At 53.4% G+C, this 14269-nt stretch carries 10 protein-coding genes; 7 read left to right on the forward strand and 3 right to left on the reverse strand.

What is annotated here, in order from left to right; all coding sequences use genetic code 11:
• Window positions 1-200: 200 nt before the first annotated feature.
• Window positions 201-2543, reverse strand: coding sequence for a Tex family protein (locus ACMHXI_RS06935; RefSeq protein WP_115389555.1), 2343 nt, complete (start codon window positions 2541-2543; stop codon window positions 201-203).
• Window positions 2544-2862: 319 nt separating this feature from the next.
• On the opposite strand from ACMHXI_RS06935, the gene ACMHXI_RS06940 reads away from it, so the two are divergent.
• Window positions 2863-5013: a TonB-dependent receptor gene (locus ACMHXI_RS06940; protein WP_208184335.1), complete on the forward strand. Its 2151-nt coding sequence runs from the start codon at window positions 2863-2865 to the stop codon at window positions 5011-5013.
• 274 nt (window positions 5014-5287) lie between these two features.
• On the opposite strand, the gene ACMHXI_RS06945 is transcribed toward ACMHXI_RS06940, so the two are convergent.
• Window positions 5288-5851, reverse strand: a complete 564-nt coding sequence (locus ACMHXI_RS06945) for a NapC/NirT family cytochrome c (RefSeq protein WP_025010834.1) — start codon at window positions 5849-5851, stop codon at window positions 5288-5290.
• A 384-nt stretch (window positions 5852-6235) separates the two neighbouring features.
• On the opposite strand from ACMHXI_RS06945, the gene ACMHXI_RS06950 reads away from it, so the two are divergent.
• The 6 genes from ACMHXI_RS06950 (at window position 6236) to ACMHXI_RS06975 (ending at window position 12982) form a co-directional block, all read left to right on the forward strand.
• Window positions 6236-6604 carry a hypothetical protein gene (locus ACMHXI_RS06950; RefSeq protein ID WP_144225167.1) on the forward strand — a complete coding sequence of 123 codons (369 nt, stop codon included), beginning with the start codon at window positions 6236-6238 and terminating at the stop codon, window positions 6602-6604.
• 68 nt (window positions 6605-6672) lie between these two features.
• Entirely contained in the window at window positions 6673-7128 is a 456-nt protein-coding gene (locus tag ACMHXI_RS06955; protein WP_025010836.1) for a DUF2057 family protein, read from the forward strand.
• Window positions 7129-7376: 248 nt separating this feature from the next.
• Window positions 7377-7715 (forward strand): hypothetical protein, encoded by a 339-nt coding sequence (locus ACMHXI_RS06960; protein ID WP_234522240.1) that lies wholly within the window; start codon window positions 7377-7379, stop codon window positions 7713-7715.
• 115 nt (window positions 7716-7830) lie between these two features.
• Window positions 7831-8151, forward strand: a complete 321-nt coding sequence (locus ACMHXI_RS06965) for a heavy metal-binding domain-containing protein (RefSeq protein ID WP_208184334.1) — start codon at window positions 7831-7833, stop codon at window positions 8149-8151.
• Window positions 8152-8348: 197 nt separating this feature from the next.
• On the forward strand, window positions 8349-9830 hold the full coding sequence (locus ACMHXI_RS06970; RefSeq protein ID WP_413734541.1) for an efflux RND transporter periplasmic adaptor subunit: 1482 nt from the start codon (window positions 8349-8351) through the stop codon (window positions 9828-9830).
• 8 nt (window positions 9831-9838) lie between these two features.
• The gene (locus tag ACMHXI_RS06975) at window positions 9839-12982 is read left to right on the forward strand and encodes an efflux RND transporter permease subunit (RefSeq protein ID WP_115389551.1); all 3144 of its coding nucleotides are present in this window, start codon (window positions 9839-9841) and stop codon (window positions 12980-12982) included.
• 67 nt (window positions 12983-13049) lie between these two features.
• On the opposite strand, the gene ACMHXI_RS06980 is transcribed toward ACMHXI_RS06975, so the two are convergent.
• A complete protein-coding gene (locus ACMHXI_RS06980) occupies window positions 13050-14240 on the reverse strand; it encodes an NAD(P)/FAD-dependent oxidoreductase (protein ID WP_144225347.1) in 1191 nt (396 codons plus the stop codon).
• Window positions 14241-14269 lie beyond the last annotated feature (29 nt).

The following is a 14269-nucleotide window of genomic DNA, read 5'->3' on the forward strand; positions in this document are numbered from 1 at the left end:
TGTTTGTAATTGCCGATAACGCCAGAGGGTGAAACAGTTCGCAAAAGACCGGGAAAAGCGGCAGAGCTCAAGATTCGTAGAAAAGAGCAGCATTGGCTCGAGTGTTGGTTGCAGAAAATGGAGTGTAAAAAAATCCCCCGATAATTATCGAGGGATTCATCTACTGTCGGACCGTTAATAGATATTCAACAACTTGTCGATCAGTTTTTCTTCAGCTTGGCAAAGGCATCGGCAAAGGCATTGCCCATGGCAGCATTCACTGGCTGCGGCTTAGCGGCCGGACGTTGTTTGCCCTGACCAGGCTTATTGCCCTTGGTCTGCGGCTTGCCGGTTCTTTGTTGTGGCTTACCGGGCTCAATCTTTTCGTCCAGGCGCATCGACAACCCAATACGCTTACGCTCAACATCCACCTCCATGACCTTCACCTTGACCACATCACCGGCCTTGACCACGGTATGAGGATCGCTGACAAACTTGTCGGTCAGAGAAGAGATATGCACCAGGCCATCCTGATGCACGCCGATATCGACAAAGGCGCCAAAGTTGGTGACATTGGTCACCACACCTTCGAGGATCATCTCAGGCTTGAGGTCCTTGAGCGCCTCAACTCCATCTTTGAATTTGGCTGTCTTGAACTCACCCCTTGGATCCCGACCCGGCTTATCCAACTCCTTGAGGATATCTGTCACTGTCGGCAGGCCGAATTCATCCGTGGTGAACTCGGCCGGATTGATACTGCTCAACAGTTCACTGTTACCTATCAGCTCGGCAACCGGTTGGCCCTTGAGCTTGGCAATATTTTCCACCAGTGAATAGGCCTCGGGGTGAACGGCTGATGCATCCAGCGGGTTGCTGCCTTCACGGATCCGCAGGAAGCCGGCGGCCTGTTCGAAGGCCTTGGGTCCCAGGCGTGGTACTTTGAGCAGCTCTTTACGGTCGTTAAAGCGGCCATGCTCATCGCGGTATTCCACCAGATTTTTGGCCAAGGTGCGGTTAAGACCGGCCACCTGACTCAGCAGTGGCATGGAAGCCATGTTCACGTCAACACCGACGCCGTTTACACAGTCTTCAACGACGGCTTCCAAAGAAGCCGACAGCTGGCTCTGGCTGACATCGTGTTGATATTGGCCCACACCGATAGACTTAGGTTCAATCTTAACCAGCTCCGCCAGCGGATCCTGCAAACGTCTGGCGATGGATACGGCGCCGCGCAGTGAAACATCGAGATCAGGAAACTCATTGGCCGCCAGCTCAGAGGCCGAATAAACAGAGGCTCCAGCTTCACTGACCATCACCTTGGTGATACCGGGATTGCTGTCTTTGACCATGGCAATCACTTCTGCTGCCAGCTTGTCGGTTTCACGGGAAGCCGTGCCGTTACCTATGGCGATCAGCTCCACCTTGTGCATATTGACCAGATTGGCCAGGGTGCGTATCGACTTGTCCCACTGGTTTTGCGGCGCATGAGGGAAGATAGTGGTATGGCCCACCAGCTTGCCTGTGTCGTTGACCACAGCCACCTTAACCCCGGTACGCAGCCCGGGATCCAGTCCCATAGTGGCCTTGGCTCCGGCAGGAGGTGCCATCAGCAAGTCGCCCAGGTTACGGGCAAAAACTTTAATCGCCTCGGTTTCCGCCGCTTCACGCATTCTGGCGATAAACTCGGTTTCCATCTGCAGGGCGATTTTGATCCGCCAAGTGGCTGTGATAACCGTCTTCAGCCAGTTATCCAAAGCGCTGTCACTCAGCTTGAGACGCAAGTGCTCGGCGATGAGCACCTCACAATAGCTACCGGCTTTGGCTTCTGCCTCAGGGTCGGCATTCATAGATAGGCTCAACACGCCTTCATTACGGCCGCGCAGCATAGCCAACGCCCGGTGAGAAGGCACTGAGCTGAGTTTTTCAGTGTGCTCAAAATAGTCGCGGAACTTGGCGCCTTCCTTCTCCTTTCCTGCAATCAAGCGGCTTTCAATGACAGCCGACTGTTGCAGGTGGTTACGCACCTTGGCCAGCAGCTCGGCATCTTCGGCGATCCGTTCCATTAGGATATAACGGGCACCATCCAACACCGCCTTGGCGTCGGCAAAACCGGCTGCCGGATTGAGATAGGCCTCAGCGGCCTGTTCAGGATCCATGGAGGCGTTGCCGGCCGCGGCATAGAGGGCATCGGCCAAGGGCTCGATACCGGCTTCAATGGCAATTTGGCCCTTGGTCCGGCGTTTGGGTTTATAGGGCAGATACAGATCTTCGAGCCGGGTCTTGCTGTCGGCTTCGTTGATGGCGTGCTTCAGCTCGGCGGTCAGTTTTCCCTGAGCTTCAATCGAGGAGAGGATCACCTGACGCCGATCGTTGAGCTCCCGCAGATAACCGAGACGAGTGTGCAGGTTACGCAGCTGGGTATCATCCAGCCCCCCCGTCACCTCTTTACGGTAACGGGCCACAAAAGGCACTGTAGCGCCTTCATCCAGCAAGCTGATAGTTGCAGCAACCTGCTGCTCACGAACGTTCAGCTCCTGGGCAATAATCTGAGCAATATTATGCATAGTAAGGATCTGTTGGATTGACAAAATTCAGTTGCGCCAACCATACCACAGGCTGCCTGAAAGTTTCATAGCCGGAGAGTGAGATTCCAGCCATTAGTCGGCTAATCGCATTCCCGATTAAGCGTTTGACTCGCTCAGATTTAGCACCTTGACACTCTTTACAAAAATTCATCACAGCTATGGACAGGGAAAACCTGCCTACTTATACTTCACAATCGTTATATAAATGACAATTATTTGTATTTACAAAGTTGGCAGGGAGCGCCGGAAATCGCAAACCAATAAGCCGTCTTCCAAGGTGGCAAACATAGGAATAATGATGAAATTCACTCGCTCCCTCGTCGCTCTGTCAGTACTTTCCGGACTGGCAGCCCAGGCGGCCTACGCCAAAGATCCCCAAATGGAAACCATGGTCATCACTTCCAGTCGGATGGAAAAACCACTCAGTGCCATCCCCAATACTGTGACAGTCATAGACCAGGAACAACTCAAACAACAGTTGGCCACCACCCGGGACTTATCGACCATTTTGGGCAACCTGGCCCCCAGTTTCTCCCCCAGCCGCCAGAAAATGACCAATACCGGTGAAACCCTGCGCGGCCGAGCTCCCCTCATCATGATAGATGGCGTGCCTCAGTCAAACCCTCTGCGCAGTGGTGGTCGCTCGGGTCAAACCATAGATCCCATGATGATAGAACGAATTGAAATCATCCATGGCGCCAATGCCATGCACGGCCTTGGCGCTCAGGGGGGCATAATCAACTACATCACCAAGAAACCCAGCGGCGACAACGAAAGCCGGGTAAGTTTTGATCTGTCCTCCCCCACCAGCTTCGAGTCCGATAGCCTGAGTTTTGGTGCCAACTATGCCTTCTCCGGCCAAAGCGGCAACCTGGATATGCTGGGTTCAGTGGGATACCACAGCAATGGTGTTTACTATGATGCCAACGACGATGTCATAGGTGTCGACACCACCCAAGGCGAGTCGATGGACAGCCAGAGCAAGGACTTCTTCCTCAAGTTGGGCTATGAGTTCAGCGAGTCGCGACTGGAGCTGATGGTCAACCACTACGATATGGACAACAATGGTGATTGGATGCCGATCAAAGGCAATGTCGCCACAGATACTCCAACGTCGGCGGTAAAACAGCAACAACCCTGGCAGGCTGCCAACAACAAGGTCACCACCAGCAGCCTCACCTATAAGCATCGCAACATCGCCGGGCAGCAGTTGGAGCTGCAACTGTTCAACCAGAACTTCAAGGGTGTCTATGGCGGTGGCTGTTTCGGCAGCTTCTATGATCCGGCCTTCGAAGGTGCAGCGAATCTGACAACCTGTGATACCGGCGCCAATGGCGAGCAGTACTTCTATGACCAGTCACGCAACAAGTCCAACAAGTGGGGCCTCAAGGCGTCGATGATCGCCAAGAATCTGGCTGACAGCGGCGTGGATCTGGCCTATGGTGTAGACCTTTTCAGCGATACCACAGAGCAGGATCTGGTGCAGACCGGACGCTCCTGGGTACCCGAGACCCGTTACGACAATATCGCCCCCTATGCCCAGTTGAGCTTCTCACCTGTGGATGCGCTGACCCTTTCCGGCGGCGTTCGTTATGAATATGCCAAACTCAAGGTCGATGACTTCCAAACTCTGTGGGCCTCTGGCCACAAACTGGTTGCCGGTGGCGAACCGGATTTCAATGAAACCCTGTTCAATATAGGTGCCAGCTATAACTTCACCTCAGCGCTGCGCCTCTATACCAGTTACAGCCAAGGTTTTGGTATGGCCGACATAGGGCGAATTCTGCGTGACGGCAACAGCTTCCCGGACCAGAACCCCAGCGTGGAAGGTTCCTTGACGCTGGAGCCCGTGGTCACAGATAACTATGAACTGGGCTTGGACTATCAAGGCGAGTTGTTGGCAGCCAAGCTGGCACTGTATCGCTCCGAGGCCAAACTGGGTGCCCGCTTGGCCCTGAATGAAGACGGCTTCTACAATGTGAAACGGGAAAAGAGCGTGATCCAGGGGCTGGAAGCCAATGTCACGGCTTACCTGGGTAATGACGACGATCTGGGGCTGAACCTGGCGCTGCAGCAAGGGGAGTATGACTCCAATAAAGATGGCAGCACAGACACAGATCTCGACGGCGCCAACATAGCACCCAATCGTCTCAACCTGTTCTGGGAACACAGGTTCAATGCCGAGATGAGTGGGCGCATTCAGGCCAACTACTATATGGACCGTAGCTTCAAGAAGGCCAATGGTGAAGAGTACGCCGAGTTTGACGGCTATGTCACAGTTGATGTCTCCTTCTCTATGCCGCTTTACCAAGGCACTTTGACATTGGGGCTACAGAATCTGCTGAATAAGGACTACTACAGTTACTACTCACAGACTATGGCTAACGACAATCGTTACTTCAAGGGCATGGGCCGTACTGTCAGCATAGGCTTCAGCTTGCCTTTCTAATCCAGCCTGTTAATGACAAATTGAGGGTCGCCAATCGGCGGCCCTTTTTATTACACGAGGCATAATTGCAAGCGACTTTATCCGCGAGCCCAGTCAGCGGCGGCATCGGCTCGATAGGGCGACAGAGCCTAAGGAAGGTGCTAATAGCACTCTCTTGTGTAGAGAGTGGCTGACACAGTAATTGGCAACTAGCACTTTTACAAGCTGCAATGTTTTTTGAAATCAGGGCATAAAAAAACCGCTGCAAGCAGCGGTTTTTCCAGCTCAAAGAAGATTACCCCTTGGGATAAGGATGCGCTACACCCTTGTGGCAATCCACACAGGTCTTTCTGCTTTCAGGATCTTTCTTGAAGTTCATGCTGTGCATTCTAACAGCCATCTTCTTCATGGTTTCAGGCTGGTTTTCATAGATGCGAGTATGACAATGCTGACAGTTGGCTGAGTCATTGTCACGGAAGTAGTGCAGTGCTTTGTCAGCCTGCTCTTTACGGTTGGCATCCAACCATTCCTGAGTGTTGAAGCCATCGATAGTCAGGAAGCCGTAAAGATCCTTGGAAACGATGATCTTTTTCACCAGATAGTCAACCGGGCCGTGAGGCAAGTGACAGTCTTGACACTGAACAGTTACACCGGCACGACCGCCGCCGTGGGCAGAAGCCAGCACTTCATCTTTCAGTGAGTGGTTGCTGTGGCAGGTCATACAGAACGCATCTGTACTGGTTGCATGCAGCGTCTGCTGGGTAGCGAAGTAACCCACAACACCTATCACTATGCCGACAACCAGCAGCGACAGGATGGAATACTTTGCGCTGGGTTTAAAGATTGCACGCCAGTTCATCACTCTTCTCCAAAATAAAATTCTTATATCTATATTGAGCTATTCGTTGTTCTGAAATTTGATTATAAACCAGTTTTCTTTCATTAATCTGACCTGAAAAGTGCAAAATGAGACTTAGCTCTAACTCTCAAGGCCTATTGACGACTGAATTTTAAGTTAATGCCATATATGCACTTTTCCTAAACCTAATGCATGGCACAGGCTTAATCAAGCATAGTCAATCGAATAATTAACATGCAGCCAATTCTCGAAACAATAAATGTGATCCAAGCGACACCTAAGAGGTAATGCACAATTTATTTTGGACAAGAGGAAACTATTTAACTAATATGTCTGTCTATTGAGGCAAGCACCTATCGCGTGCTTTGCCAGACCCAAAGGATAATGATGAGAAGCTTGCTGCTGATACTGACACTGATAATGACGCTGGGACAGGCCATGATGCCTGCTGCTGCGTCTATAGCCGTGTCTGAGCATCAGCCGATGGCGACCATGAACCCATCTGCATCCGCTAGCATGACCATGGATATGGATTGCTGCCAAGGCCAGCAGCATTGCCCCGACTGCGATCTGGGCATGGATTGCGGCACCATGGGCAACTGTGCCAGCCACTGCACACCAGGTGTAAGCCTGCTTACTACCAGCCACCCTTTGGTGATGACTGGAAGCCAGCAGATTACCCTGCCAAGCTGGAGCCTGCAAACCGCCATACTCTCACAGCAAACACCCCCTCCCAACTCAGTACAGATGTAACTCTGGCCATCAGGCCGCACAGCTTTAGTTAATGTTTTTACATCTGAATATTTTTGGGAGTTCCCACTATGTCTGCATACAAAATTTCTGCATCTCGTTTTAGCGCCGCCCTGTTAGTGCTTACCGCCCTGTTTATGGCTCCTGGCAGTTTCGCTGCTGAATTAAACTTGCCGGATAATCTGGCGATCAAGGCTATCGATGGCCAGGCAGTATCCAACTTTGACAGCCACAAACTGGCTGCCGGTGAACATGTTGTTGAGCTCCAGTACCGGGATATTTTTGCCGTCAATGCCGATGACTCGGGCGCTTGGGTCAAATCCGGCCCTCTTTACCTGACACTGACAGTGGCTGGACAACAAAGCCTACAACTGCAGTTACCGACTCTGGATACCGAGGCCGAAGCCAACGCCTTTATTCGCAGCCCACAGTTGCAAGTAGTGGATGAAGCCGGCCAGGCTGTTCCTGCCGAGGTAATGACCCATGGGGGCCTGATGGCCGACTGGTTGGCACAGCTGCGCCGCTGAGTTTTCAGAGTGGAGTGAGGCAGAAGGTCAGCCTGTAAACCAATGATTGCCCGAGAATAGCTGAAGATATTTTCGCACTTCTTCAGATGTGAATCACATCAAGGCAAGCATTTTAAAGCATGGTAGACTAATGGGGTTCATTCTCTCTGGAGTTCAAGCTCAAGATGCTATCGGTTCGCCGCCACATCCTGGTTCTGTTTACCATGCTCGCATTGCTCGGGCAGGGTATGCTAACCAATGGACACTGGATGGTACCCACAGCTGAAGCGCATTCCGGGGAAATGCACTCCACGGCACACCCAATGGCTGCCACCATGGATTGTCACCCTCAACAGACACAGAGCAGTCACTGCTGCGATGACCCGCAAGTTGATACAGTGCTTCCCGACACTGTGAGTCATTGCTGTGAAGGCAAAGGATTCTGCAAGAGTGACTGTAACCATTGTCTGGTGATATCCGTAGCGGGTACCCTCATCGCCGTCGGTTCCTGGCCGGTGATGTCTCTGCCCGAAGCCGCCGTGGCCACGCCTATGCCTCATTTCCACTCTGTTTCTGTCGGCCAGACTATCAAACCACCCATAGTTTGATGCCCACGGCACACTTGTGCCCAAAATCTGCCAATAAATACAATTTTTTATGGGATAAGCCCTAGGAATGCCAGCCGGCGCCTGGTCAAAGCCGTATCCCAAACGGAGTGAATCAATGAAAACCTTTATCAGTGTCCTGATTATTGCCTTACTGTCTGTCACCCTGGCCCGTGCCTGCTTCGCAAACGAACGCGAACATCATCACGGCCAGCAACAAGCCGCCGTAACTGCGGAATATGCTTGCCCCATGCACCCTGAAGTGACGGGTAACAAAGGGGATTCCTGCCCCAAGTGCGGTATGTTCCTGGAAAAACAGCAACAAGCCGGCTACCACTGTCCCATGCATCCTGAAGTGACAGGCAAGAAAGGTGACTCCTGCCCCAAATGTGGTATGAATCTTGAGCCTGTAGCAGGCCAGAAACACCACCACCACTAATCAAGCTGTAGCTGGAGATGAGGCATATGAGCGATTCAAACCGTAAACGCCAACGACTGGCCTGCGCGCTTAGTCTGGTGTTGGCTGTCGGCCCGCAATGGAGTATGCAGGCAATGGCCTTGGGCAATCAGACCCAAGGACAGGAACAACACAAAGATCATCAACATGGGACGGCAACTCAGGAGTATTACTGCCCCATGCATCCGGAAGTCACCAGCCATGAGCCGGGACGTTGCCCCAAGTGCAACATGTTTTTGGTCAAAGATGAGACTACTGAAGCCTTGGCAGAACCAACACAGGCCCTGCAAAAAACCTATGTTTGCCCCATGCATCCGGAAGTGACCAGTCACGAGCCGGGACGCTGCCCCAAATGCAACATGTTCCTGGTTGAAGAGGAAGAAGAGGAGCCCGGTTCCCATGCCGGTCACGCCCAGACTATAGAAACCCAGGTTACAAAAACCAAAGCCACGGAAAACAAGGCTGATGCTCATAGCCAGCACGCCATGCAGCAGACAAAGCCCGCGTTGGAGATTAAACCTGCACCTCTGGATCAGGGCAAGAACATCAAATATGTCTGCCCCATGCATTCTCATATCATCAGCGATGTGCCGGGCACCTGCCCCATCTGCGGCATGAATCTGGAAAAAGTCGAGATGGGCGGTCACTCGGAAACCGTTGAAATAGATGTCTCAGGCCAGATGCAACAAGCCTTGGCCCTCAAGGTGGCCAAGGTGGAAAGGGACACGCTGTGGAAGTTCGTCAAAACAGTCGGCCAGATAGACTATGACGAGAGCCAGATCAGCCATATCCATGCCAGGGTCAATGGCTGGATTGAAAAGCTTAAAGTAGAGTCTGTCGGTGACAGGGTCGAGAAAGGCCAGCTGTTGTACGAGATCTATTCACCGGATCTGGTTAATGCCCAGGATGACTATCTGTTGGCCCAAGATACCCTGAAACGCTCAGGCAACAGTGCCAACTACCAAGAACTATTACGTAAAGCTGGGCTACGTCTTGAACTGCTTGGCATGAACCAAGAGCAGATCAAACAGCTGGCCAAGACTGGCAAGACCCAATACCGGGTTCCTTTCTACGCCCGCGAAAGCGGCATAGTCAAACAGCTCGCGGTGCGTGACGGCATGTATATACAACCTCAGACCGAGGTCATGTCACTGGTCGACCTCTCCAAGGTCTGGGTCATCGCCGACGTGTTTGAAAACGAGCAAAGCTGGCTGGAAGTGGGTCAGGCCGCCGAGGTCAATATCCCCGCCATGGGACTCAAGGGCATAGAAGGCAAGATTGACTATATCTATCCCGAGCTGGATCCCATCACCCGTAGCCTGAGGGTCAGAGTGGTACTCAACAATGATCAAGCGATGGAGCTAAGGCCCAAGACCTTGGCCAAGGTTTCCCTCTATGGTGGCCCCAAACGCGATACTTTGGTGATCCCCCAGGAAGCTTTGATCCAAACAGGCAAGGAGAACCGGGTCATAGTCAAACAGGATGATGCCAGTTTCAGCGCCAGAAAGGTCACTGTCGGCATGCTGAGTCAGGGTAAGGCAGAGATCCTCGAAGGCCTGCATGAAGGCGAAAACGTGGTGATTTCCGGACAATTCCTGCTGGATTCAGAGGCCAGTCTCAAGGGCAGCCTGATGCGCCTGAGCTCAGGCCACCAGCACTAGGAGGCAACATGCTGAAAAAAATCATTGAAGCCTCCATCAAACAAAGGGTGATGGTGCTGATTGTCACCCTGATGGTGACGGTTTGGGGGATTCAGGCGCTGCGTACCACGCCGCTCGACGCCCTGCCGGATCTGTCCGATGTGCAGGTCATCATCAAAACCGCCTATCCGGGACAGGCGCCTAAGCTGGTAGAGGAACAGGTGACCTATCCCTTGTCCACCGCCATGCTGGCCGTGCCCGGGGCCAAGACGGTGCGCGGCTATTCCATGTTCGGTGACTCCTATGTCTATGTGATCTTTGAAGATGGTACAGACATCTATTGGGCCCGCTCCCGGGTATTGGAATACCTGAGCCAGATAAGCAGCCGTCTACCCGAAGGGGTGCAACCCTCACTGGGGCCCGATGCCTCCGGGGTCGGTTGGATCTATGAATATGCCCTGGTAGACCGCAGCGGTAATCTGGACCTTTCGCAACTCAAGAGTTTGCAGGACTGGTATTTGAAGCTGGAATTGCAGAGTGTTGCCGGGGTATCGGAAGTCGCCACAGTCGGAGGCATGGAACAGACCTATCAGATAGTGCTGGAGCCGGACAAGCTGGCGATTTACAAGCTGGATATCGCCTCAGTCAAGCAGGCTATTACCAAGGCCAACAACGAGGCCGGCGGCTCTGTGGTGGAGATGGCCGAAGCCGAGTATATGGTACGCGCCAAGGGCTATCGTCAAACACTGGCGGACTTTCGTGAAATCCCACTTGGGATCACCAGCCCCTCAGGCACACCACTGCTGCTGAAAGACGTTGCCACCGTACGCAAGGGCCCGGCATCCCGCCGTGGCATAGCCGAGCTCGATGGTGAGGGTGAAGTCGTCGGTGGCATCATAGTCATGCGCTACGGGGAAAATGCCCTGGCGACTATCGAGGCGGTTAAAACCAAGCTGGAAGAACTCAAGGCGGGTCTCCCCGAAGGCGTGGAGATAGTTCCCACCTACGACAGATCGCAACTGATTGAAAATTCAGTCGACAACTTGCTGCACAAGGTGCTGGAAGAGATGGTAGTGGTGAGCATTGTTTGCTTGCTGTTTCTGCTGCACGCCCGCTCGACCCTGGTGGCCGTCATTACCCTGCCACTGTCGATACTGATCGCCTTTATTGTGATGAACAAGATGGGGGTTAACGCCAATATCATGAGTCTTGGCGGTATCGCTATCGCCATCGGGGCCGTGGTAGATGGTGCCATTGTGATGATCGAGAATATGCACAAGCACCTCGAGCATTTCAAACAGGACCACCAGCGCCAACCCGACGCCAAAGAGCATTGGAAAATTGTCGCCGAAGCCTCCATTGAGGTGGGCCCGGCACTCTTCTTCTCCTTGCTGATCATTACCCTGAGCTTTGTGCCTGTATTTGCCCTCGAAGCTCAGGAAGGCAGGCTGTTCAGCCCTCTGGCTTATACCAAAACCTTTGCCATGGCCGCCGCAGCTGTGCTGTCGATCACCCTGGTGCCTATCCTGATGGGCTTCTTTATCCGTGGCAAGATCCCCTCGGAAAGCAGCAACCCACTGAGCCGGGTGTTGATAGCCATCTACAAGCCTATGCTCAATGCCGTGCTGCGCTTCCCCAAGTTGACCCTGCTGGCGGCTCTGGTGGCGCTGGCCAGTGCCTGGTATCCGGTGAGTCATATGGGCAGCGAGTTTATGCCCGAGCTAGAGGAAGGGGATCTCCTGTACATGCCAACAGCTTTGCCTGGCATCAGCGCCAGCAAGGCTGCCGAAGTGCTGCAACAAACCGACCGGCTGATCAAAACCGTTCCGGAAGTGGCGCGGGTGTTTGGCAAGGTTGGCCGCGCCGAAACCGCCACGGATCCTGCGCCATTGACCATGCTGGAAACCACCATAATGCTCAAACCCAAAGAGCAGTGGCGCGAAGGCATGGATCTCGACGGCATTATTGCTCAGCTGCAAAGTACGGTAAAAGTGCCCGGTCTCACCAACGCCTGGGTACAGCCGATCAAGACCCGTATCGACATGCTGTCTACCGGTATTAAGACACCGGTGGGGATTAAGATCACCGGCGCCGATGTCAATCAACTGCAGGAGATAGGTGCCCAGATAGAAGCGATTCTATCGGCGCAGCCTCATACCAAGTCGGCCTATGCCGAGCGGGTAGGTGGCGGCCGCTACATAGACATCACGCCGAAACTCGAGGTGACCTCCAGATATGGCATGACCCTGAGCGATATTCAGGACGTAGTACGTTACGCCATAGGCGGCATGAATATCGGTGAGTCGGTTCAAGGTGCCGAGCGCTATCCCATCAACCTGCGCTATCCAAGAGACTTGCGTGACAATATCGAAAAGCTCAGAGAGCTGCCGGTGATCACCAAGAGTGGCCACTATCTGCCGCTGCGCAATCTGGCCGACATCGAAATCACGGATGGCGCGCCTATGCTCAAGAGTGAGAATGGTCGTTTGATCTCCTGGGTATTTGTCGATATCGGCGGCACGTCCATCGGTGAGTATATCGAAGCCGTCAAGCCGGTATTGGAGCAGGAGCTCAAGCTGCCGGCCAGGTACAGCTACAGCTTTGCCGGCCAGTATGAGTATATGCAGCGGGTCGATGCCAAACTGCAGCAAGTGATCCCCATGGCACTGGCGGTGATCTTCATACTGCTGATGATGACCTTCGGCTCATCCATGCAGGCCAGCATCATTATGCTGTCGCTGCCGTTTGCCTTGGTGGGCAGTACCTGGTTGCTGTATCTGCTGGACTACAACATGTCGGTCGCTGTCGCGGTGGGCATGATAGCCCTCGCCGGGGTCGCGGCCGAGTTTGGTGTGGTCATGCTGGTGTATCTCAACAATGCCATCAAGCACAAGCAGGACAGAGGCGAATACCACAGAGTGGAAGACCTCAAGGACGCTCTGATTGAAGGTGCAGTGATGCGGATCCGCCCCAAGGCGATGACAGTGGCGACCATCTTCTTCGGTCTGCTCCCTATTATGTGGGGCGCAGGTTCGGGCAACGATGTGATGCAGAAAATTGCCGCGCCCATGGTCGGTGGTATGGTTACCGCCCCAGTGCTGTCGCTCTTTGTTCTTCCGGCGCTCTATCTGCTGATCTACCGTCGTCATTTAAGCAAGACTAAGGCCGAATAAGCCTGTAGATGATTGCAAGAGCAAAAACGGCTGCCAATGCAGCCGTTTTTTATTGGATTGAGCTCAGTTACACCACTTCACCAGCGGCGTAGCCGGAACTCCAGGCCCACTGGAAGTTATAGCCGCCGAGCCAGCCACTGACATCCACCACTTCACCGATAAAATAGAGCCCTGGATGACACTTGGCCTCCATGGTCTTGGAGGATAACTCATCGGTGTCCACTCCGCCCAGAGTCACCTCGGCGGTGCGATAACCCTCGGTGCCGCCGGGTTGGATCTGCCAGCAGTGGAAATAACTGTCCAGCGCAGCTATATCAGCCTTGGACAGCTGGTTAAGGTTCTTGTTGGGTAATTCGCCCAGCTCCAGCAGCCTCTCAACCAAGCGCTTAGGTAGCAGCCGAGATAGTCCATTTTTAAGCGACAATTTTGGTGATTCAGCAGTAATTGTTTTGCACCAATCGACAAAATCCAGGTCCGGTAGTAAATCAAAAAGCACACTCTGGCCTGGCTGCCAGTAGGAGGAGATCTGCAGCACAGCCGGCCCGGACAAACCTCTGTGGGTGAATAACATGGCTTCTCTAAACTGCCTGCCGCACTCGGCTTTGGCGATAACCGGCAAGCTGATACCGGACAGGCCTTCAAACCTGGCCTTGTCTTCAGGTTGCAAGGTAAAGGGAACCAGCCCGGCAGTGGTCGGCAGCACCTTGATGGCAAACTGCTCGGCGATGCGGAATCCAAACGGCGTAGCCCCGAGCTTGGGCATGGACAAGCCACCAGTGGCTATCACCAGTGATTCACAACGGTATTCCCCTTCACTGGTTTGTAGGCTGTAACCGTCATCTGTGGCTGCCACAGACAGAATTTCGGTACGCAGCTGAATTTTGACTCCGGCCCAATCGCACTCTGTGGTCAGCATATCAACAATGTCTTTAGCCGAGTCATCACAAAACAGCTGTCCGAGAGTCTTCTCGTGATAATCGATGCCGTGCCGCTCGACCATGGCGATAAAGTCCCACTGGCTGAAACGAGCCAGCGCCGATTTGACGAAGTGTGGGTTACTGCAGAGATAGGCGCCCGGTTCAATGTTCTGATTGGTGAAGTTGCAGCGACCGCCGCCACTGATCAGAATTTTGCGCCCCAGTTGTTTGGCGTTATCCAGCAAGAGGACATCCCGGCCCCGATATCCGGCAGTGAGGGCACACATTAACCCTGCGGCGCCAGCGCCGATAATGATCACCTGATGCTGTTTAACTGACATAACGCTCACTCTCGGGCCCAACAAGGGGC

Origin of the sequence: Shewanella sp. BJSY2023SW005, from assembly GCF_047314585.1 — a bacterium.
GTDB classification, from domain to species: Bacteria; Pseudomonadota; Gammaproteobacteria; order Enterobacterales; family Shewanellaceae; genus Shewanella; species Shewanella algae.

Excerpts from the sequence above, each read along its gene's own strand:
- ACMHXI_RS06940 (WP_208184335.1), top strand. The coding sequence starts at position 2,863 with ATGAAATTCACTCGCTCCCTCGTCGCTCTGTCAGTACTTTCCGGACTG.
- ACMHXI_RS06965 (WP_208184334.1), top strand. The coding sequence starts at position 7,831 with ATGAAAACCTTTATCAGTGTCCTGATTATTGCCTTACTGTCTGTCACC.
- ACMHXI_RS06945 (WP_025010834.1), bottom strand. The coding sequence starts at position 5,851 with ATGAACTGGCGTGCAATCTTTAAACCCAGCGCAAAGTATTCCATCCTG.
- ACMHXI_RS06955 (WP_025010836.1), top strand. The coding sequence starts at position 6,673 with ATGTCTGCATACAAAATTTCTGCATCTCGTTTTAGCGCCGCCCTGTTA.
- ACMHXI_RS06935 (WP_115389555.1), bottom strand. The coding sequence starts at position 2,543 with ATGCATAATATTGCTCAGATTATTGCCCAGGAGCTGAACGTTCGTGAG.
- ACMHXI_RS06950 (WP_144225167.1), top strand. The coding sequence starts at position 6,236 with ATGATGAGAAGCTTGCTGCTGATACTGACACTGATAATGACGCTGGGA.
- ACMHXI_RS06975 (WP_115389551.1), top strand. The coding sequence starts at position 9,839 with ATGCTGAAAAAAATCATTGAAGCCTCCATCAAACAAAGGGTGATGGTG.
- ACMHXI_RS06970 (WP_413734541.1), top strand. The coding sequence starts at position 8,349 with ATGCATCCGGAAGTCACCAGCCATGAGCCGGGACGTTGCCCCAAGTGC.
- ACMHXI_RS06980 (WP_144225347.1), bottom strand. The coding sequence starts at position 14,240 with ATGTCAGTTAAACAGCATCAGGTGATCATTATCGGCGCTGGCGCCGCA.
- ACMHXI_RS06960 (WP_234522240.1), top strand. The coding sequence starts at position 7,377 with ATGGTACCCACAGCTGAAGCGCATTCCGGGGAAATGCACTCCACGGCA.